Genomic DNA, 20,968 nt, shown 5'->3' on the forward strand with positions numbered 1-20,968 from the left:
TCCTTTCTTGTACCGTTTCACTTCACACGCCAACTCTGCTTGTGATGAGCAAGCAAGAGATTTTGTTTGACTTACTATGAGGGTTTGACATGAGAAAATCCTATGGTATTTATGATCTTTCATGAAAAACAATGAATTATCCTTATAAATCACCGTTATGGCGCTGTTATGAAGAGAACTCCTTGCTCATCTTAATAGTCCATAGAGATTAACTTGGTATCATTTTACATTCTGTACACAGAAGTGTCTTTATAAAAATGCTCTATCTTGCGCAGAAAAAAGAAAAACATCTCAATGCTTGCCTTTCTTTTTTCCATGAGAGATTTAAATTGATAAGCCTGTCTGAAAAAAGTGCTGTTTATGCCTTTAAAGATACGGCTCTTGTATCATGATCACTTACTCAGGTGAAAATTGGAGTTTTGCGAGGTAAGCGTAAACGCCATTTTTTGCCACAAGTTCAGCATGCGTTCCTTCTTCAACAAGGGCGCCTTTATCCATCACAAGAATACGATCTGCTTTTAAAATTGTTGCTAAACGATGTGCAATGACCAAGGTTGTACGATTTTGCATCAATCCTTCTAAAGCGTCTTGCACCAACTTTTCACTGTTTGCATCTAAAGCAGATGTTGCTTCATCAAGCAGCAAGAGGGGTGCATTTCTTAAAATTGCCCGCGCAATACCAATGCGTTGTTTTTGTCCCCCAGAAAGCATGGTACCGCGTTCTCCTACTTGCGTATTCAAGCCATCTGGTAAAGCTTGAATAAATTCAAGTGCATTAGCCGCTTTAGCGGCAACAAGGATTTCCTCTTCATGGGTATTTTCAGTTCCAAAAATAATATTATCACGCAATGTTCCATCAAAAATGGCGACATCTTGTGGAACATAGGAAATTGCACTGCGTAAATCTTGTAAAGAAAGGCGATTAATTTCCATGCCATCCAACCGAATTGTTCCACTTATTGGATCATAAAAACGAAGGATCAAAGAAAAAATACTGCTTTTTCCTGCTCCGGAAGCCCCAACAAAAGCAACCGTTTCGCCTGCTTTTACAGAAAATGAAAGCGAGCGTAAAACTTTCTCTTGTGGTCTAGAAGGATAGGTAAAATCAACCTGATCAAAAACAAGTTCACCTCGAACAGGTTGCGCCAATGATAAAGCATTTTTAGGAGCTACAATAGTAGGTTGTTCTTGTAACAATTCGGCAAGCCGTTCAGCAGCGCCTGCTGCTTGGATTAATTCTGCTCCCAGTTCCGATAATTGCGCAAAAGTAGAAGCTCCAAAAACCGCATAAAGGACAAATTGCCCTAAGGTTCCCCCTGTCATCGTTCCATTCAAAACATCACGCGATCCAATCCATAAAACAGCAACCACACTGCTAAAAACCAAAAAAATTGCAAACCCCGTAAAAAAGGAGCGCAAGATTACAGAAGCACGTGCTGTTTGAAAAGCACGTTCTATCAATTGTGAAAAACGTATTGTAACGAGTTTTTCAGCGGTAAAAGCTTGCACAGTGCGAATAGCACTTACCTGCTCTGTAGCAACAGCATTGGCATCTGCGAGACGATCTTGCGCCGCGCGGGTGCGAGAGCGAACTTTACGTCCAAAGACTACCAAGGGAATGGCCACAACAGGAATAGCCGCTAAAACCAACAAAGACAATTTAGCATTGGTGATCACCATCATTACGACGGCTCCGATCACGATAATCAGCTGACGCAAGGCGGTAGAGGCGGTAGAGCCCACAGCTAATTTTATTTGTGTGGTATCTGTTAGAAGCCTTGAAACAATCTCTCCTGAATGTGACCGATCAAAAAAAGCAGGAGAAAGTTTCATAATATGGACAAACACATCACGCCGTAAATCGGCAACAATCCGTTCTCCTAAGGTGATAACACAGTAATAACGGGCTGCTGAAGCAAATGCGAGAAACAAGGCTAAGATAAACAAAATTCCAAAGTAAAAATTGATATGTCCATGGCTTGAAGTAGAAAACCCATGATCAAACATTTGGCGGATAGCCACAGGCAAAGCTAATGTGACAAGAGCAGCAACAGATAACGCTAGAAAAGCAAAGATAAACAACCAACGATAGCGCAAAATATAGGGAAAAAAAATTGCAAGCGAAGAGAATGAAGATTTCTTAGGGTAAGACTTTGTCGATTTTTCTGAACGAGAACGTAATGTCATAAAATTTTGCTCACTGTATTGGATTTGTAACACTTGATACAATGATGTATCTTGAACACTTGTTTTTTGATGCGTGCTCAGTTATAGGAATAAATACTTTAATCAATGTATCAAAAAGACAAAGGAAGTGCACTTAAAAAAACAAATAAGTGCTATTTCATTCTATAAACGCAAAAGGTTTGACGCATGAAAGCGAATATTCACCCCAATTATCATAAAATTACCGTTGTTATGACGGATGGAACCCAATATACGACGCGCTCTACTTGGGGAAAAGAAGGAGATACTCTTAATCTAGATATTGATCCAAGAACGCATCCGGCATGGACAGGTGGCTCCCAAACACTCGTAGATCGCGGTGGTCGTCTTTCTAAATTCAAAAATCGTTTTGGTAATATTGGCATGTAAAAGCCTCCTTTTTATGGGGTACAAAGGTTTTAAACAAATCGATTGCAAATGGATGGATTTTTTATCCTATCAAAGAGTGCACTTTAAATATTAATTCAAAAACGCATCCGACATAAACAGATGGGTCTTAAACACTTATAAATCATTGTGGTTGCGTTTTTAAATTCAAAAATCATTTTGAATATATGCATAAATCCTTTCTTCCCTAGAGTATAAAGACTTGAAATAAAATAATTGTAAACTTTTCTTCTTTTTTTGGAACTGAACATACCCATGGAGAGGAAATTTTGGCCGCTTCTAAAGCTGCCAATGCATTTGAATTTATTCAAGCTTTACCAGATGGCTTGAATACGCAAGTAGAAGAACGTGGTACCATGCTTTCTGGGGGGCAAAAACAACGCATTGGTATTGCACTGGCGATTTTAAGGAATGCAGCCCTCTTGTTGCAAGCCGGCACCATCATTATATTTGCCAACTCGTGGATGTTGCTACAGCCCTTGGCACTTGAGATAATTTATTATAGGCATTTTAAGTTCTTTCTTAATAGTTTTTTATGCACGCGGGCTCTCCCCACTTGTAAAGTGCAAAAGGCATGGTTTTGATTGGTTCACCATGAAACATGGTTTGAAATGAGAGAATCCTACGGTATTCGGGATTCTCATTCAACATATAAAACAATGAATTATTATTATAAATCAAAATGTTGCTACTTGATGAAATAACATTTGCTTTAGATGCAAACAGTGAAAAGTTGGTGCAAGATATCTTAGAAGGATTGATACAAAATCCTAAATCCTGGTCATTGCACATCGTTTGGCAACAATTTTAAAAGCTGATCGTATTCTCGTGATGGATAAAGGCGCTTTTGTGGAAGAAGGAACACACAATTCATTATAAAAAATAATGTTTATGCGCATTTGGCTAAACTGCAATTCTCATCTGAGTAAGTAATCTTGATACAAGAGCAGTATCTTTAAGGGCGTAAACAGCACTCTTTTCAGACAGGCTTATCAATTTGAAACTCTCATGGAAGAAAGAAAGGCAAGCATTGAGATGCTTTTCTTTTTTAACGGGCTGTTCTTTTTTCTGCGCAAGATGAAGCATTTTTATAAAAATACTTCATCTGTGTACAAAATATAAAACGATATCCAGTTAAATCGCTATGGACTATTAAGATGAGCAAGGAGTTCTCTTCATAACAGCACTGTCACGTTGATTTATAAGGATAATTCATTGTTTTGCACGTTGGATGAGAGCTTCTAAAATTATAAATTTTCTTATTTCAAACCTATGTATGATGAACCAATAAAATCATGTCTCTTACATATATCAAGCGGGGAAGTCTGTATGGTGTAAAACACTTGAGAAAGAACAATGCTTCTTATGAATCCTCTCAAGTTTTAAGGGCTGTAGCAATATTAGAGGGTGGCAAAATGTGTGATGGTGCCGGCTTATGGAAAAAGAGCCGATAAATGGGCTGAGAGATGTTTTTTATCGATTTTACAAAACAGAGCTAAGAGGGCACGCAGCTATGTTTTGCTGTGTTAAGATTTTTAGTATTTTTTCCCATATTTCATAGATCATGCATTGTGAGGTTTTAAAAGGCTTTTCTTTAAAGCGTATAAAACACAATAGCAGTATAATAAAATACAAATCGTTTGCATTTATCAATACAACTATCTATATTTTGTATACTAATTTTGTTAAAACATAATATGTGGTATCCCGTGAATCGCATATACACATAATGACACAATACCGAGAAGTCGATGGGAAGGTTACACAAACAAAAAGAGGGAAATAATGGATGAAGAAATAAAAGAGGTAATTGATAATCCGATAAAGGAAGAAACTAATAACTCCCGAATGATAGTCACCATCAAGTTCATTTTTAAATGGGCGGTGAAGATTGTAGGATTCATCTTTATGCTTGTATACACCTTGAAGCAGCTGTGGTTTTTTGGGGATTTTCAAAGGAGGCTTTTTTAATTGTAGCAATGGTAATAGTGCTTTGTGGGGTGGCTGTAATGCTGGCATTTGTAAATTATCGTAACAAGCAATTAACTGAACAATTTGAACAGAAAGTTCGAGGGTGCGAGATATATGAAAAGATTATTGCAGAAGGGGAACAAAGGCTTTTTGAAAAAACGCAAAAAATATCAAAGGAGTGGGTTGAGCAATGGGATGAGGGAGTAAGGCAATGGGAAAGGGATATACTAGAGATAAAAAATCCTAGAGCAGGCATGAAAGCTCATGGGAACAGACCTTCATTGGTAAAGAATATTTGTGCGCAAGGGGAGAGAGAATTGTCTTTATTGTATAAGGAGGCACTCGAAACAGAACTGACTGATGAGCAGATTGAAAAAATATATAATCTTTTGAATACAACACTTTTTGAGCAATATTATGTAAAAGCAGGAAAATTCATGGAAGAGAATGGAATTTCTCTGAAAGGATTTGTTAATACTCATACAAATAAAGAATATTATAAACCTACAATGTTATTGCTTCATTGGTTGTTGTACGTTCTTGATGATGTGATTATAGCTGAATGCAAACAGCAAAAAGAAAAACTATCTAAAAAGAAGAATGAAAAGCAAAAATTTGCAGATACTTTGTGGGACAACATATCTATAATTCCAGACATAAAGAGATAGAGAAAATGTTAGAGCACAGGAATTTTTTGTCTGATCAATGTGCACCGTTACTATGTTGTAAAAAGGATGTGCTGTTGTTATTGTGTGATATTTCCGATGGTTATAAAAAGGTGAGAGAGACTTTTATTTACTATAAGAAGCTCATTAAAACAGTAAAAAAGGGCTATATGGCTTTTGATAAGGGGTGCTCTTATACCATAGTTAAAGATACAATCAATACGTGTAAAGATAATGATGCAAGTATGGGACCAGATTCTTCCATTGTTGAAGGGACTCTAACGTTTAAAAAGGCTTACGCATCAGGTGCTAGAAGATGGTTGAAATCATCAAATGAGAAATGTGATAACCGGTTGATTTTTGGGGAGCAGCTCGTTGGAATAGGAGATTCACAAAAAAATTAAAGATTATCTTTGATGAGGAGAAGGTAAATGCCCTAGAAGAGGTAGTTAAAGATAATCAAGAACAGTTAAAGAGGGAAATGCAGGCGGCGATTTTTGAGAAAAAGGATTTTTGTTACTACAAATTTCGTGCGAATTTCATCGGCATTTTGGATAACGATTAAATGAAGGGGGAGGGTGGAGTGCAGTGGATTTGCTGAAATTTCTGTTGCTATGCAGTGGTAAAAACTCTTGAGAGGCATAGTGACAGTTCTTATGGGAGAGGAGAGGGCAGGCTTTGGGAGCCAATCTTTTTGCGTTGTGTAAGGGTGATTTCTTAAGAAGAGTAGGGGAGGTTTTTGCAGCAGGTGTATTTGTTGTTTTTGAGAGCGTTTTGTTTTTATGGTTCTTTTTGTTTTCTGGTTTGTTTGCAGAGGAATTGAGGAAACAACAGTGTCAATAATATTGGCTAGACTGTAATTGTATTTTTAGGTTTTTTTGGGGGCTTGATCGTTGGTGATGGTTTTGTGAACCTTTGTATACGGGGTGTTCTGTTGCAAATTTTTAGATTGTTTTTCCAAAAGCTCTCGGCTCGACTAACGGATAAGCTAAATCAAGAGTGGCAGCGCTAAGATAAGCGAAGTTTTATAAGCTCTCTCATCACAATTTTCTGAATTTTTTCATCATATTGTGTAATTTGATGAGATAGGTTGCGTGATGAGGAGTATTCAGAGGGACTCGTATTGTCTTTTAAAAAGATGTCCTTTTGAGAGCTTACTATGAGGTCTAAATGCCTTTTTTGAGAACTCTTTCTAATTTTAGGCGAATGTGTTCATTGCCGGCAATGATATTTTTTTTGCGAAATATATTGTTGCCGCCTTCTTTATCGGTGACAAAACCACCGGCTTCACGAACAATCAGTATTCCAGCAGCCATATCCCAAATTTGCAGGTTATCTTCCCAAAAGCCATCGGTTCTTCCAGCAGCCACATAAGCTAAATCAAGAGCAGCAGCACCAAAACGGCGAAGTCCGGCAACCTCTGCCATCACATTACGTAATTCAATAAGGTAGGTTCCATGATTTGGGCGACCAAAATGAGGCATTCCTGTGGCAATGACACAATCTTCTAGTCTGCGTCGAGCAGAAACGCGACAGCGGCGGTCATTAAAAAAAGCACCACACCCGCGTTCTGCGGTGAAGAGTTCATCACTCACGGGATTGTAAATGACACCACCAACGATTTTTCCTTGGCTTTCTAAGGCAATGGAAACAGCAAAAAAAGGAATGCCATGGAGAAAATTTGTAGTGCCATCTAAAGGGTCAACAATAAAACGGTGTTGTGAATCTTCTCCAATGATTTCTTCAGACTCTTCCATCAGAAAACCAAATTTGGGGCGCGCCTTGCTTAGTTCATTGAAAATAATTTTTTCCGCTTTGCGATCTGCTTGGCTGACATAATCTGCAGGTCCTTTCAAAGACACTTGCAAATTTTGCACTTCACCGTAATCACGTACCAACGAGCGTCCTGCTTTCATTGCAGCTTGCACCATGACATTCATGACTGCAGAATGGGCCATTGTTTATTCCTTTATTTATCTTTTTCATTTGCACGACGCAAATAAATCAACTCATTGGTGTCTACAATGATACGTTCACCAGCATTCATAAAGGGGGGAACAAGAATACGAATCCCGTTTTCAAGAATGGCGGGTTTATAAGAGGAGGTAACCGTTTGTCCTTTGATGGCAGGGTCGGCTTCTGCAATCGTGACAGCAACTTGATCAGGAAGTGAGATGCCAATAGGCTTTTCTTGATAAAGTTCAACTGTAACTGTCATCCCATCTTGGAGAAAAGCAGCACGTTCACCAACAAAATCCTTTTGAAGTTCTAGTTGTTCATAAGATTCTGAATCCATAAAGACCAAAGCATCCCCTTGTTGATAAAGAAAGGTGAAATCTTTTTGTTCAAGGCGCACGCGTTCGACTGTCTCAGCAGCGCGAAATCGCTCATTAAGTTTTGTACCATCAATCAAATTTTTCATTTCAACTTGGTTAAATGCACCACCTTTTCCTGGTTTTACAGCGTTGCATTTAACAGCAACCCATAAGCTTCCTTGATGTTCGATCACATTACCAGGGCGAATTTCATTGCCATTAATTTTCATCGTTTCTATCCAATTCTATTCTTGCAAAAAGAACTCTCTTGTTGTTTTTATGGCGCTTTTCTTTGCTGCCTTTAACAGTCAAGCTCTTTTGTTATTTTCGGGCTAAAATCCCTTTTATTAACCTTGCGGCTCTCTCATGGTCCTGTGTGCTCTTTATGGGCTTTCTCCTGCTTTTTGCAAAGAGAAAAGCTTAAGTAAAAAAGGACCTTTATGTATTTTTGCTTTTCAGTTCTTTGCAAGACCATAAAAAGCGCTCAGACGCAAGCTTTTTAAAAATTTGCACAAAAATTTTTTAGAATTTTTGGGGAAATTTATCCCGTTGTGTCGTAAAATATCATCATTGATGGCAATGATATAATTGATGGTAATGATATAAGTTCCCTAAAACCATGAGGTGTTTTTAATTAAGAATATGTGAATACGGAGTTTATTATGAGTGTCTCATGGGATAGAGCGTGGTGTGTGTTATCGCGGGGTGTTCGTTTGTATTCTTATCAGAGATCAGCTGTAAAAAGGCTTTCTGTTTTATCGAGGTCAGGACTCTAAATTTTTTTAAAAGCAGGTATTTTTCTGTACTTGATGCGATTTCATCATGAGAGTACGGGGGCTGTTGTTTTGTTAAGATATCAGCATAGAAAAAGACAAGTGGAGCATTTAGGATATCGGCTATTTCTTTTAAACGCTCTGCGCTGACACGATTTAAGCCGTTTTCATATTTCTGGATTTGTTGGAAAGTAACACCTAAATGTTGACCTAATGTTTTTTGAGACATCTTCAACATTTTTCGTCTCAAACGAATTTTTTTGCCAATGAATTTGCCGCTGAAAATGTCGTTATAAGGATTTTTACCAAAACCCTAGAAAATGCTACACGGGATATAGAAAACTCTTCAGCTGCTTCAATCACAGATAGTCCAAGTTTTGCATTTACATCTTCGCGTAACAATTCACTAGGGTGTGGGGCATTTTCATTATTTTTAGTATTCTTCTTTTCTTAAATCTCAAAGCTATAATTTACACTATTTTGTATTGTCACAATCTATAATAAAATTTATCCACTCTGGCTAAAAATGAGGTTTTTTATTGAGGTGCAAATCTCTTTGCCTTTCGCAAGAGCTTTTAAGTCTTTACGTGTAAAATATAGAGTATGTTTACATTAAATAGCGGGTTCATCTGGGCTGAGTATTTATATAAGAACGCGGCTCTCCGTTCACGTTATACTGAAAAAGAGACACTATAGTGCTACTATTTAATCTTATTCTATAACTCAAATTCACACCCATGTTTTGTTGCTTTTGAGGTTGATCTGTATAGATCACATTATATCCATTCCGTCGCAACAGATTGATAAATAAAGGAGTAAAGCTGTCTGCTGTATTATTTTTCTTTATAAGAAGTGTGGTTGTAGCTGGTGGTAAAAACCCTTTGTTACCGCTAATAAATTTGTTAGCAACTAATTGTGCCTGACGCTTTGTAAGACTTTGATCAACATAATTTGATGAATAATTGCCTACAGATGCGCAACCAGCCACCAACACAACCGGTGACAGCAATAAATATTTTAACATCTTTAATTCCCCTTACTTATTGTTGCTCTTTATTTGCGAAGCTCCTCTTCCAGAAATAAGAGCAACTTTACTTATAGCACATTAACAACATATCGGTATCTAATCAATCGGTTAATTAATCAATGAATAATGGTTTCAGCTGTAAAGGCTGCTTGAAGTGCTTCTGGTGGCGTATATTTTAATAAACTGCTGCTTTTAGTGATTATGATAAAAAAGCAATTTTTTGCGTTTGCATGTTAAGATCATGTCCTCTATCTATAAAATGATGCGTTAGGTTCTGTTCCAGATCGATCAAAAAAATTTTCAAGCATTGCTTTTTGAGGGCTATCTTTTTTTTAATACGTATGAATGCTTATTCTGTTTGCTGTAAAATACTGTCGTTTGAGGTGTGGTGCTATAAGACATAAAACTTTGCACATGTGATGTTTTTATGAGAGTGTGTGGTGAATATTTGAGGGGGGAGCTTGTCCGGATAATTTTGTGAAATGAACCACATAAAATGGGAAGCTAAAAGAGTTCTGTTCTGAGAAGACGGATTGTTTCCCAACCGGATAGGGAAGGGGCTTCTGTCCTTTGAGGGGTGGGAGGCAAGTCAAGAACAGAGAGTGTAGCGCCCTATATTATGATGTTAAAAGCTTTCATTTTGATCAGAGAGTAATTGTAAAATGGCTCTTTGTTTTATCGAGGTTAGAACTCTAAATCTTTTGAGCAGTAGGTATTCCTCTGTACTTGATGCGATTTCATCATGAGAGTACGGGGGCTGTTGTTTTGTTAAGATATCCGCATAGAAAAAGACAAGTGGAACATTTAAGATATCGGCAATTTCTTTTAAACGCCCTGCGCTGACACGATTTAAGCCGTTTTCATATTTCTGGATTTGTTGGAAAGTAACACCTAAATGTTGACCTAATGTTTTTTGAGACATTTTTAGCATTTTTCGTCTCAAACGAATTTTTTTGCCAATGAAAATGTCGTTATCAAGATTTTTGGCTCGCATTTTAAAGCCCCCGCCGGTTGCGAGCGCCCTCGCGTTGGTATTCCGAGAGTTTGAAAATACTGAATCCGAATCAGCCTTTTTGCTTTTAGTGCTTAAAGCACCTAGACAGAGCAAAATCTCCCGGAATTTCTATAAATTTTATCTTTTTGATGCAGAGAGGAGTATTTTAAAAAACAGGAAGGAGCTTTATTGCTTCTTTGTGCGCTTTTTCTAGTTGTGCCTTATCCATGCCTTGGAGCATTATTTCAAGATCAGGAGCTTGCATTTTTGCCTCCTTTGCGAGCATATACCATGCCGCTGCCATTATTATATCGCCTTTTGTTCCTGTGCCATCTCGATAAAGCCTTGCAAGGGAAATCTGTGCTGGTGCTACCATGTTGATAGCATTTCTTTGAAGTAAATGAAAAGCACGCTGAAAATCTGTTTCTCCTCCACGCCCCTGTACAAGCCATTGTGCTAAATGAAGTTGAGCTTTTAAGTGGTTGTTTTGAGCCGCTACCTCCATGAGCTTGCGGGCATTGCGATCATCCTTTGGTCGCTTTAATGTGCCTAAGGAAAGAATTTTTGCAGCAGAAAAAGCCGCTTCAGCATCCCCAAGAGCAGCACCTTTTAAGTACCATTTTAAGGCTTGCTCTATTGCTTCATTTTCACGACTTTGGGAAGAAACACCGGGGAGAGCTTGTTTTTCCTGTGAGGCTTTATAAAGAAGCAGTTGTCCATAATAAAAATAGGCTTCCTTGACGCCTGCTTTGACAGCTTTTTGAATGAATTGCGCACCAAGTTCTTGATTTTGTTTTATAAAGTTACCATCGAACAACATAAGTCCATAGCGTAGTTGTGCTTGGGGTTCCCCCTGTTTTGCAGCGCGTTCAAACCATAAAGCAGCACGCGCACCGTCAATAGGAACAGCACATCCTTCCATATAAATTCGGGCAAGAAGAGTTTGTGCAAAAGGATCATTTTTTTCAGCACGTCGGAGTGCTTCACGAAAAGCTTTTAAATAATAACCTTGGATGTAATAGTCATAGGCTTGGTCATAGTCTCCAGCTTTTAAGGGCTGAAAGGGTTCTTGAGTGTTTGAAGCTTCTTGAATCGTATTGAAAGAGCTTTCAGAATTTGAGATTTCTTCAGTGTTTCCCGCTGAACTTACAGCAGAACTTGCAAGCCCAATCACGCCTAAGATGAGCAGCTTCACGCTTCTCTTGATCATGGTGTTTTCTCCTCATTACCGATCAGAATTTTCACATTTTTTTTTCATCATTACAAGCCGTATAAGAATTTCATTTCTATATTACTTTTTATCTCTCAGTTTTTCGTCTTGGTTCAAGGTAGGATTGGGTAAGTTAAAAAAGTAGCATAAATGTCGACGAGAGACAGACTGTTTAAAACAGTTCTGTTAAAAATAATACAGTCCTGTTAAAAATAATAATGATGAGGGGTTATCGTATGTAAAGATGCTTATCTTCTATTATATCAATGGCTTATCCCCATAAAATGAAAAAATGCTTACAATGGAGGTTGCTTTTTAAAATACGTATGAATGCTTATGAATAGCGCACGCTATCCGTGTGATGTTAGCTTGCATTCTCATCAGAGATCAGCTGTAAAAAGGCTTTCTTTTTTACCGTTGTTAGAACTCTAAATCTTTTGAGCAGCAGGTATTCCTCTGTGCTTGATGCAATTTCTTCATGGTGGTATGGGGGCTGGTGTTTTGTAATGATATCGGCATAAAAAAAGGCAATGGGAACATTCAAAATATCAGAAATTTCCATTAAACGCCCTGCGCTGACACGATTTAAGCCGTTTTCATATTTTTGAATTTGTTGGAAGCTTACGCCTAAAGCGTGCCCTAAAGTTGTTTGAGACATTTTTAGCATTTTTCGTCTCAAACGAATTTTTTTGCCAATAAAAAGATCAATATTAAGATTTTGAGATTGCATTTTTCCCCGCCGGTTGCGAGCGCCCTCGCATGAGTATTCCGGGAGCTTGAAAATACTGAACTCAAATCAGCCTTTTTGCTTTTAGTGCTTAAAGCACCTGGACATAGCAAAAACTCCCGGAATTCCGGGATACCCACAAAGTGGGATAAATTCATGTTTGAGTTTTCGGGTTTTCAAGGCCCTATTGATCGTTGCGTATGCGACCAAAACATCTTCTAATTCATAAAGTAATTTTAGGAAATTTACAATAAAAATTAAAATAGTGTCTCTTAACGTGTCGTTTCTTAAAATGGAGGGGTGGCATGTTTTGCATTCAAGCAATAAAGTGTTCACAAAGGGGACTTTGAATAGCACACACTATCGCGTGATGTTAGCTTGCATTCTCATCAGAGATCAGCTGTAAAAAGGCTTTCTTTTTTACCGTTGTTAGAACTCTAAATCTTTTGAGCAGCAGGTATTCCTCTGTGCTTGATGCGATTTCATCATGATGATACGGGGGCTGGTGTTTTGTAATGATATCGGCATAAAAAAAGGCAATGGGAACATTCAAAATATCAGAAGTTTCCATTAAACGCCCTGCGCTGACACGATTTAAGCCTTTTTCATATTTTTGAATTTGTTGGAAGCTGACGCCTAAAGCGTGCCCTAAAGTTGTTTGAGACATTTTTAGCATTTTTCGTCTCAAACGAATTTTTTTGCCAATAAAAAGATCAATATTAAGATTTTGAGATTGCATTTTTCCCCGCCGGTTGCGAGCGCCCTCGCATGAGTATTCCGGGAGCTTGAAAGTACTGAAATCTAATCAGCTTTTTTTGCTTTTAGTGCTTAAAGCACCTGGACATAGCAAAAACTCCCGGAATTCCGGGATACCCACAAAGTGGATTCATCTTTACGCTAGAACTTAGGGTTTTCAAGGCCCCTTTTGGTCGTTGCGTATGCGACCAAAACATCTTTTAATTCATAAAGTAATTTCAGAAAATTTACAATAAAAATAGTTTTTTACTTACAAAATTTGTTTTTTTATGAGAGGTTATCTGCTTCTTAAATCTCTCTGGAATGATTGTCAAAATCATGACATCAGCCCCCGTGTTTTTTGAGAGGGTTAAAAAGCCTTAAGTTTTAAGATCAAAAGAACTTTGGACGCTTAAAAGTTAAACATTTTCAATTCGCTAATATTGACAACATAGCCAAGAGTAATTATCTTCAATACTCAGGAATAGAAAGGACATATATTATGAAGACCACCCTTTCTCCGCTAATTTCAGAGTTCGAAACCGTTGAACAGGAAAGCAGCTACACTGCATGGCTGCGCGATAAGGTAGCGAGAAGTCTTGCAAATCCATATCCTCCTATTCCGCATGATGAGGTTATGGCTGAAATGGAAGTTATAATCAGTCAGCTTGAAGCTGAACAGAAAAAGTGATGCTTCCGGTTTTGGTTGTCTTCGGCGCGCGACAATTTGCGTCAGATTTTAACTTATATTGCTCGCGAAAATCCATCTGCTGCGCGCCGAATGAAAAGGTTTTTGGAAGCATCCTTACTGCCATTGGCTGAACATCCATATTTATACAGACAGAGTGAGAAGGTATTAGGATTACGAGAAATTGTAGCGCATCCAAATTACCTTATATTGTATCGAGTAGCTGCACATCAAATCGAAATTGTAGCTGTAGTACATGCCTGACGTGAATTTCCTATTTTTCTTTAATCTAATCAGAGGCTATCTGTCTCTTAAATCTTTCTGGAACAATTACCAAAATCATGACAACAGCCCCGCGTTTATCAAAGAGACTAAAATGATTTCTTCCACGGTAATGAATTCACACGCGGTCTCTTCACTAAAATTTGCACAATCGCTTGCTGTTTGAAGAAGGGTGGGGGGTGGATCGTTTCTTTGAGCCTATAGGATGTGTGTGTCTGTGGAATGTGGTGGGGTGTCTTTTGGTTTTGGGCGTGCGCTTTAAAAGTTAAAGGGAAGCATTATTCAAATTTAATTTAATGCATGAGTAATTTCATTTATATTAAAAGAGAAATCAGCTTCTTGTAAGCGCTTAATAAGTTTGGGAAATGTTTCTTTTACCTGCTCTTTAAAAGAAAGGTAGTAAACTCCACCAACATCTGAAGGCATTTCAATGCCTTCTTTTTGTAGAATAGCAATCCTCTCAAGAGGAAGCGCGGCAGCTAACATACCCATTTCGAAAATAACGTTTTGTCGTGCACGGGGTTGAATTTTTTCTTCAACCTTTTGTCGTGCACGGGGTTGAATTTTTTCTTCATCTTGAGATATAGCATAACCCATGTCATCATGCGTGAGGAGTACAATACCAAATTTTATAGAACCGTTACAAATTTCTTTTTTCAAAGTTTGAATGATGGTTAAACCATTACCACTCGTATTTTGTAAAATGTATGGTTCGAGATCAAGCTTGAGAAGAGCATTTTCAAGTTCCGTTAAGGCATAACAATCATGACCATGAACGATAAAGATTTTTTTATTTGAGGTATTGGAGGCCGTTTTTGAGGAAGGAATTGTTGATGTTTCTTCTAGATGCTTTGCTAAATCTTCTATTAACTTTTGTTTTATGTTTTCTTTGCCTTGAACTTGAAGTTTTCCTGTGCTTTTATACCAATTAATAATGCCTCCTTCGGAGGTTTTGATCTGATATATTTCAGGGGAATCATGTTTTAGTAATTTACTTTCTATGATTTGATATCCAGCTTTGCAAATTATGTTTGTAAGATCTTCAAGTGTTCCGCTATATTGCATTTTTATGTCCCCTGCATATTTGTATCGTCAGCTATTGGTATTCAGTACCAATATTGAAAATGACCATTTTCCCCAATCATAATGCTTTGTCTTTATAAGACATCGAACGAGAAAGTTTTTATGATCCTTTTTTCTATATATTATATGAAAACAAGACGATAGGTTTTTCATCAATTTGATTGAATTATTAAGCAATTTTATTGAGTTTCGAGGTATCCTCTTTATCTGTTATTGTGTGTTCTATATAAGTAATATAGTGGTGAGTGTTTGGATTTTTATTAACGTTTTATTTATAAATTCTCCTCCTATATTACAAGGGGGTTTTCTCACATTTTTCTTGCATTGTTTTAAGCAGTATTAAGGGGTTGTCGTTCCCCAAAATGACTTCTTCTACAGCAATGAATTCACATCCAGTCTTTAAGACTTCATCAAAGGTTGAAAAATCGCTTCCTGCTTGGATAATGGCGGGGGTTTGCATAATTTCTGCCCACCATGTTGCTAACTGTAGATTGCGGGGGTGCGCATGGGGTTTTTTATCAGCCCCGAGTTTTCCAAAGAACAGGTAATCAACACCTGTTTCCGCTGCAAGCATAGCACTATGGCGATTGCGTAAATTGCCAAAGCCTATGATTTTTTGTTCCTTTTGCTGATTTTTGAAGCTTTCAAGAGCGTTAAGATCATCTTCTATGTGCAATCCATCAGCCTTTATGCGCCCAGCAATGCGGCTTTCATCAGCGATGAGAAGGGCTGCGTCATGATGTTGAATATCTTCTGCGTAAGTTTGCGCTTGTTGTTGTAAAAAAGAGCCATCATCTTTCAACTTTTCAGAATCATAGAGGATGACGCATGCAAAAGACTTTGTTTGCAAAATTTGCTGCAAAAATGTTTGTGGGGTGTTGCGCCGAACATCGAGTGTTAAAATCAACTGAGGGAAAAGAGGTGGATCAATTGGTTTATTTTTTTGTTCTGTCATGTCAAATCCCTGTTTCTTAGAGAAAAATAATACTTAAAATTAAAGTTTCATTCTATTATGCTTATTTGCGATGAAAGTGACTACCATTTTCACGTAATTTAAAGGATTTGTGGGTGTGTGGGAGCCTGCTTATGAGAAATGAAAGTGTTTTTAAGCATAATATGTCGCCTTTTTGCTGTGATACACGTATGGATGCTTTTCGTTCTTTTGCCTTTAAAAAACTTTTGCCTTTTAAAAAATAAACGCTTAAAATGAAACTTGATACTTAAAAATTAAAATTTCATCCTGTTCATGCTTGTTGGCAATAAGGGTAAGCACCATTTTATGGGACTTCAAGGGGGTTGCAACGTGTGGGAGTCCACTGATGAAATACCAAGGTATTCTTGAGCATAATACTCAACCTTCTCATCGTGATACACGTATTGATGTTTTTCGTTCTTTAGCCTTATTGACGATTTTCATCAACCATATTCCCAGAACGATCTATGAGTCTTTTACTCATAGAAATTTCGGTTTTTCTGATTGTGCAGAAGTGTTTGTTTTGCTTTCAGGGATTGCTCTTGGGTTAAGCTTTCATGGACGGTTACAGCAAAAATCCTTTGCTTTTATCATCCGAAAACTGTGGTACAGAGCTCTGCAGCTCTATGGCGCATATCTTTTTACTACTTTTGTCACGTTAAGCCTTTTTTTTGCTGCCTTTTTATTATGGCGAACAGAAAAACTTTTATCAATGAACAATATGAGACTCTTTTTTAAAGAGCCTGGTATCGCATTTTTGAGTACCTTAAGCTTTGGGCATCAATTGGGATATAATAATATTCTTCCTCTTTATATCGTTTTGATGTTTTTTGCGCCTTTTATCCTTTATTTGAGTTGTAAACAGACAAAGTGGCTGCTTTTGGGTTCGTTTACGCTGTATCTTATCTGCGGATTTTATAAAATTGCTCCTCCTTCTTATCCTTTAGAAGGAAAGTGGTTTTTAAACCCTTTGTCTTGGCAATTCTTATTCGTCATAGGATTGACCAGTACTTTAGCGCTTAAACAAGGAAAAACAATCGCTTTTCAGTCTTTTTGGATTGTTTGTGCGGCAGCGTATCTCTTGTTGGCGCTGTTATGGGTTCGCTTAAACTGGTGGGGCATTTTGGGGTGGCTTGGCTGGTCTTCCCCGTTGGTGAACTTTAATAAAACCTTTTTAAGCTTGCCACGTTTACTCCATGTTCTTGCATTAGCCTTTCTCATTCTTTCTTTGCCACGCATCAATAAATGGTTTTATGTTTCTCCAAAACATCCTTTAGCAATTTTAGGAAAACATAGTTTACCGGTCTTTGTAACGGGAACCATTTTTGCGATGTTTGGACAAATTATAAAAACAGTGATGACAGAAACGGTTTTTTCCGATACCTTCTTAATAATAACGGGTATTGCTTTGCAATTTGGAGTCGCTTATTATTGTGAAAAACGGCAATCTTGGCAGTGGTCCTTTTCAAGGAAAATGATCCGTTTATAAAAAACATTCCTATAGTGTTTGTTGGGCACGTTAACCTTAGTATAAAAAGTGCGTTGCGCAAAAAAATTAAAAGAGGTAGCAGTTTTAAAAAAAACGCGTTCTATACAGCAACAAAAGAAACTTTTTAATACTCTGTTCGTTGAGGGGTATGATTTTGTGCTGATACTTGGAGTATAAAAGCGTGAGTGTACATAAACGTCCATATGATGAACCTATTATCATGATTGAGCATAATGCTTTTGAAAATGCTTTTAATCGTCTCTACGAAGAAACAATGGCGCTGATTGAAAAAACCGCAGCGTATATTGACTCAGAAGGGAAATTAGTGGCACGCTCTCTTTCGGCAGAGGTTTCTGCAGTCTATGCGAAAGAGGCTATGTATTTAAGTACACGACTTATGCAAATCGCTTCTCAACTCCTTCTTCTTCGCGCAGAGCGTGAAGGGGAAATGTCATCAGAACAAATAAAAAAAGAAATTGTAAAAGTGTCACTTCATACACCGACATTGGAACTTGAAACCCCTCATTGGCATGAATTGCCAGAAATTTTTCGCCAATTTGTTTCTCATTCATTGCGTTTAGAAGCGCGGATACAGTATATGCGTGCTGGGTGGGAAACTGCGGACTCCTGTGCTCTAGAAGATGATAACCCTGTAGGAAAACAAATCGAATTGCTCAAAACAGCCTTTGGGCGTTCTTAGAGGTATTCCCTTGCTTTGCGCGAAGGGGAAATGTCATCAGAACAAATAAAAAAGCAATTGTAAAAGTGTCACTTCATACACCGACATTGGAACTTGAACCCCCTCATTGGCATGAATTGCCAGAAATTTTCCGTCAATTTGTTCTCATTCATTACGTTTAGAAGCGTGCATTTTGTTTCATTTAGAGATGCTGCTGTAGTTTAAGCGCTTTGGTCAATAAGCGGCGGCTATATTTTGAACGATGATAATCCAGTGGGAAAATAAATCGAATTACTGAAAACAGCTTTTGGGCGTTCTGAGAAAAATAGCTCCTTGCTTCTTTCTTGCGATATTTAGAGCAATCTACCCATTTTTTACGACCAAAATGTCACAACTAAAACCAATTTAGAGTGCTTTTTTCTGCCTAATTTCTATTTGAGCGTAGGAAATATCTTGAGTTTATAGCTGAGAGAGGGATAGGTATTGATTTCGAATTATGGCATGGAATAGGGTATGGTTGGTCTTTGTGGGAAATCGACTTTGGTTGATTGCAGCTAGAACACTTTCTGTTGATCTATCGTGTGATTTTGTTTTGGCTATGATAATGATTAGACGCTAGATAGAGCAGGGGCTTGTACATTAATTTATTTATGCTCTATAATTTATGCCTATAAAGCTGCTGTAAAGTGTGTGTTAATGAGGATAATACACATTGTTGCAGTTTTGGGGCTTCTTTTGTTTTGAATGGAAGTTATTTCCCTCGCGTAAAATAAAATATCCAAAATCAAAGTGCCATATAAAGTGCTATATAATGAATGCCTCAGGGATTCTCTGTGTCCCATGCAATGTCCCTCTCTATGCAATGTTCCTCTTTACGTAATGTCATTGTGGTGTGATGGGTATATTCAAAAACACTTCTCAGTTCTTATTCACATCCGTTGAGCCTCTCTCATTTTTACGCTTGCAAAATATTTGCCAGTCCTCAATGTTGTGACAGCCCTTGGCTCTTGAGACAATTCATTAGAGGCATTTTTAGTCCTTTCTTGTACAGTTTCACTCTATACGGCAATCCCACGTTTCATATGTAAGCGAATGGTTTTGATTGATTCAATATAAACAGATTTGTAATGAGAAAATCTTAGGATATTCGGGATTCTTATGCAACATACAAAATAATTAATTATCATTATAAATCAATGCGTTGATTTATAATGGTAGCGTCATGCTATAATGTAAAAAGTTTTCGCAAAGTGTGTACCATCCATTGCATAGCCTCTTTACACTTAATGAATGTACAATCCAGCACTCTCTATTTGCTCGCTTGCGATGTTTAACCGTTATGGCATTAGATATGATATAGAAAGGGAATTTTTATGCTTTAGAGGGTGCTTGCTTGTAATGTGTGAATGGTTTTGATTGATTTCAGTTATGCTTCATAAAGTGTGTTCTATAAAGATGCTGTTCGTTGCGTGTTATAATTGTATAAATTTGGGGGTATGATTATCTTTTTACTGGTTTTGTCTTGGGTTGCTGTTTTCTTTGTGGTCTTGTCTTTATTCACAAGGGGGAAAAGTGTATAGACTGTAGTTTATGGCAGAGACGATTCGTATTATAGGCATTGATCCCGGATTACGGCGTACAGGGTGGGGCGTTATCGATGTTGTGGGTAATCGTCTTCAGTTTATTGCAGCAGGGACGGTTTCTTCTGATGTACAGTGTGAGCTGGCTTCCAGGCTATGTCAGATCCACAAAGGTCTTTCAGAGGTTGTGCATCAATTTATGCCCCATGAAGCTGCTGTAGAACATGTGTTTGTCAACAAAGATGCTACAGCAACTTTAAAACTTGGGCAAGCGCGTGCAATTGCATTGCTGGTTCCTGCGCAAGCAACTCTTCCTGTTTTTGAATATGCGCCCAACAAAGTGAAAAAATCGGTTATTGGTGTTGGACATGGGGCTAAAGAACAAATCCATATGATGGTCAAAGTTCTCCTCCCACGGGCTGAATTTGATAGCAGTGATGCAGCTGATGCTCTTGCTCTTGCTCTTTGTCATAGTATGCATCGTAAGAGTGTTGACCGATCTTATCAGGCAAGGATGGCGATATGATTGGGGTGAAAGCATGATTGGCAAATTAAAGGGCACCCTTGAACATATCTTTGATGATCATATCCTTCTTGATGTTCACGGTGTGGGGTATGTTGTTTTTGTGTCAAATCGTCTGCGTCCTTCTTTACCCTCGGTTGGGGAGGCGTTAAGCCTTTTTATTGAAACGCATGTTCGGGAAGATGCAATCCGCCTTTTTGGTTTTGCTACAAGAGCTGAACAGGAGTGGTTTTGTCTTCTACAAAATGTTCCTGGAGTAGGGGCAAAGGTTGCTTTGGCAATCTTGGGTACTTTATCGCCAGATGAACTTGCACAGGCTATTGCTTTAAATGATGTTGCGATGATTAGTCGAGCGCCAGGCGTTGGTAAAAAAGTCAGTGAAAGAATTGTGGGTGAACTGAAAAGTAAAACACTCCCCTTTGAACAAGTGGTCAAGACTGTTTCGGTGCCTCAGCGTGAGATGACCAATCAACCTGCGCATGATGCGCTTTCCGCGTTGATGAAGCTAGGGTTTGAACGGGAACATGCATCCCGTGCTCTTGCTCTTGCGATGAATGCTCTTGAGGGGGAAACTGTTTCTTCTGCCCTGCTGATCCGCCATAGTCTCAAATTGCTTTCTTCTCCTACTTAAAATCAAGGTA

General features: G+C 38.0%; 21 protein-coding genes and 2 pseudogenes. 12 read left to right on the forward strand and 11 right to left on the reverse strand.

The features are described from left to right. Positions 1 to 396 precede the first annotated feature (396 nt). Positions 397 to 2,187: an ABC transporter transmembrane domain-containing protein gene (locus tag ACFIME_RS02435; RefSeq protein WP_375684425.1), complete on the reverse strand. Its 1,791-nt coding sequence runs from the start codon at positions 2,185 to 2,187 to the stop codon at positions 397 to 399. A 186-nt stretch (positions 2,188 to 2,373) separates the two neighbouring features. Between ACFIME_RS02435 and rpmE the strand changes: the two genes are divergently transcribed. The 5 genes and pseudogenes from rpmE to ACFIME_RS02460 all read left to right on the forward strand — a co-directional run bounded on the left by rpmE (position 2,374) and on the right by ACFIME_RS02460 (position 5,653). Then, the gene (gene rpmE / locus ACFIME_RS02440; RefSeq protein ID WP_005774581.1) at positions 2,374 to 2,595 is read left to right on the forward strand and encodes a 50S ribosomal protein L31; all 222 of its coding nucleotides are present in this window, start codon (positions 2,374 to 2,376) and stop codon (positions 2,593 to 2,595) included. Positions 2,596 to 2,882: 287 nt separating this feature from the next. Then, positions 2,883 to 3,197, forward strand: a complete 315-nt coding sequence (locus tag ACFIME_RS02445; RefSeq protein ID WP_375633438.1) for an ATP-binding cassette domain-containing protein — start codon at positions 2,883 to 2,885, stop codon at positions 3,195 to 3,197. A gap of 98 nt (positions 3,198 to 3,295) precedes the next feature. Beyond that, positions 3,296 to 3,542 (forward strand): annotated as a pseudogene (locus tag ACFIME_RS02450) (ABC transporter); the annotation flags it as partial. 948 nt (positions 3,543 to 4,490) lie between these two features. After that, positions 4,491 to 5,252, forward strand: coding sequence for a hypothetical protein (locus ACFIME_RS02455; protein ID WP_375633437.1), 762 nt, complete (start codon positions 4,491 to 4,493; stop codon positions 5,250 to 5,252). 26 nt (positions 5,253 to 5,278) lie between these two features. Then, positions 5,279 to 5,653: a hypothetical protein gene (locus ACFIME_RS02460; RefSeq protein WP_375633436.1), complete on the forward strand. Its 375-nt coding sequence runs from the start codon at positions 5,279 to 5,281 to the stop codon at positions 5,651 to 5,653. 762 nt (positions 5,654 to 6,415) lie between these two features. On the opposite strand, the gene ACFIME_RS02465 is transcribed toward ACFIME_RS02460, so the two are convergent. From ACFIME_RS02465 to ACFIME_RS02500, 8 genes are all read right to left on the reverse strand, one after another. Continuing rightward, complete coding sequence (locus ACFIME_RS02465; RefSeq protein ID WP_375676983.1) at positions 6,416 to 7,207, reverse strand: inositol monophosphatase family protein; 792 nt, start codon at positions 7,205 to 7,207, stop codon at positions 6,416 to 6,418. Between the two features lie 11 nt (positions 7,208 to 7,218). Continuing rightward, positions 7,219 to 7,794, reverse strand: a complete 576-nt coding sequence (efp, locus tag ACFIME_RS02470; RefSeq protein WP_015856958.1) for an elongation factor P — start codon at positions 7,792 to 7,794, stop codon at positions 7,219 to 7,221. Between the two features lie 430 nt (positions 7,795 to 8,224). Beyond that, positions 8,225 to 8,623 (reverse strand): helix-turn-helix domain-containing protein, encoded by a 399-nt coding sequence (locus ACFIME_RS02475; protein WP_375611779.1) that lies wholly within the window; start codon positions 8,621 to 8,623, stop codon positions 8,225 to 8,227. A 339-nt stretch (positions 8,624 to 8,962) separates the two neighbouring features. Then, complete coding sequence (locus tag ACFIME_RS02480) at positions 8,963 to 9,361, reverse strand: hypothetical protein (protein ID WP_375611747.1); 399 nt, start codon at positions 9,359 to 9,361, stop codon at positions 8,963 to 8,965. 628 nt (positions 9,362 to 9,989) lie between these two features. After that, on the reverse strand, positions 9,990 to 10,358 hold the full coding sequence (locus ACFIME_RS02485) for a helix-turn-helix domain-containing protein (RefSeq protein ID WP_375638272.1): 369 nt from the start codon (positions 10,356 to 10,358) through the stop codon (positions 9,990 to 9,992). A 166-nt stretch (positions 10,359 to 10,524) separates the two neighbouring features. Beyond that, positions 10,525 to 11,568 carry a tetratricopeptide repeat protein gene (locus tag ACFIME_RS02490; RefSeq protein WP_375611748.1) on the reverse strand — a complete coding sequence of 348 codons (1,044 nt, stop codon included), beginning with the start codon at positions 11,566 to 11,568 and terminating at the stop codon, positions 10,525 to 10,527. A gap of 364 nt (positions 11,569 to 11,932) precedes the next feature. Further along, a complete protein-coding gene (locus ACFIME_RS02495; RefSeq protein WP_375649886.1) occupies positions 11,933 to 12,298 on the reverse strand; it encodes a helix-turn-helix domain-containing protein in 366 nt (121 codons plus the stop codon). Positions 12,299 to 12,668: 370 nt separating this feature from the next. Then, the gene (locus ACFIME_RS02500) at positions 12,669 to 13,034 is read right to left on the reverse strand and encodes a helix-turn-helix domain-containing protein (RefSeq protein ID WP_375684426.1); all 366 of its coding nucleotides are present in this window, start codon (positions 13,032 to 13,034) and stop codon (positions 12,669 to 12,671) included. 498 nt (positions 13,035 to 13,532) lie between these two features. Between ACFIME_RS02500 and ACFIME_RS02505 the strand changes: the two genes are divergently transcribed. Together ACFIME_RS02505 and ACFIME_RS02510 are read left to right on the forward strand one after the other, a co-directional pair. Further along, a complete protein-coding gene (locus tag ACFIME_RS02505; protein WP_375609414.1) occupies positions 13,533 to 13,721 on the forward strand; it encodes an antitoxin in 189 nt (62 codons plus the stop codon). Positions 13,722 to 13,736: 15 nt separating this feature from the next. Next, positions 13,737 to 13,982, forward strand: a complete 246-nt coding sequence (locus ACFIME_RS02510) for a type II toxin-antitoxin system RelE/ParE family toxin (protein ID WP_375684427.1) — start codon at positions 13,737 to 13,739, stop codon at positions 13,980 to 13,982. A gap of 306 nt (positions 13,983 to 14,288) precedes the next feature. Here ACFIME_RS02510 and ACFIME_RS02515 read toward each other — a convergent pair whose 3' ends face one another. Beyond that, complete coding sequence (locus ACFIME_RS02515) at positions 14,289 to 15,065, reverse strand: TIR domain-containing protein (RefSeq protein WP_375684428.1); 777 nt, start codon at positions 15,063 to 15,065, stop codon at positions 14,289 to 14,291. 310 nt (positions 15,066 to 15,375) lie between these two features. Then, positions 15,376 to 16,038 carry a thiamine phosphate synthase gene (locus ACFIME_RS02520; protein ID WP_375684429.1) on the reverse strand — a complete coding sequence of 221 codons (663 nt, stop codon included), beginning with the start codon at positions 16,036 to 16,038 and terminating at the stop codon, positions 15,376 to 15,378. A 364-nt stretch (positions 16,039 to 16,402) separates the two neighbouring features. Between ACFIME_RS02520 and ACFIME_RS02525 the strand changes: the two genes are divergently transcribed. The 5 genes and pseudogenes from ACFIME_RS02525 (at position 16,403) to ruvA (ending at position 20,958) form a co-directional block, all read left to right on the forward strand. Next, positions 16,403 to 17,545, forward strand: coding sequence for an OpgC family protein (locus tag ACFIME_RS02525; protein ID WP_375684430.1), 1,143 nt, complete (start codon positions 16,403 to 16,405; stop codon positions 17,543 to 17,545). A gap of 181 nt (positions 17,546 to 17,726) precedes the next feature. Next, complete coding sequence (locus tag ACFIME_RS02530; RefSeq protein WP_375662506.1) at positions 17,727 to 18,245, forward strand: DUF1465 family protein; 519 nt, start codon at positions 17,727 to 17,729, stop codon at positions 18,243 to 18,245. A 12-nt stretch (positions 18,246 to 18,257) separates the two neighbouring features. Continuing rightward, positions 18,258 to 18,509: pseudogene (locus ACFIME_RS02535) on the forward strand (DUF1465 family protein); the annotation flags it as partial. A 1,305-nt stretch (positions 18,510 to 19,814) separates the two neighbouring features. Further along, complete coding sequence (gene ruvC, locus ACFIME_RS02540; protein ID WP_375633424.1) at positions 19,815 to 20,330, forward strand: crossover junction endodeoxyribonuclease RuvC; 516 nt, start codon at positions 19,815 to 19,817, stop codon at positions 20,328 to 20,330. 13 nt (positions 20,331 to 20,343) lie between these two features. Further along, complete coding sequence (gene ruvA / locus ACFIME_RS02545; protein ID WP_375636471.1) at positions 20,344 to 20,958, forward strand: Holliday junction branch migration protein RuvA; 615 nt, start codon at positions 20,344 to 20,346, stop codon at positions 20,956 to 20,958. The last annotated feature ends 10 nt before the right edge of the window (positions 20,959 to 20,968 follow it).

Origin of the sequence: Bartonella sp. AP1QHHD (assembly GCF_042196265.1) — a bacterium.
Classification (GTDB): Bacteria; Pseudomonadota; Alphaproteobacteria; order Rhizobiales; family Rhizobiaceae; genus Bartonella.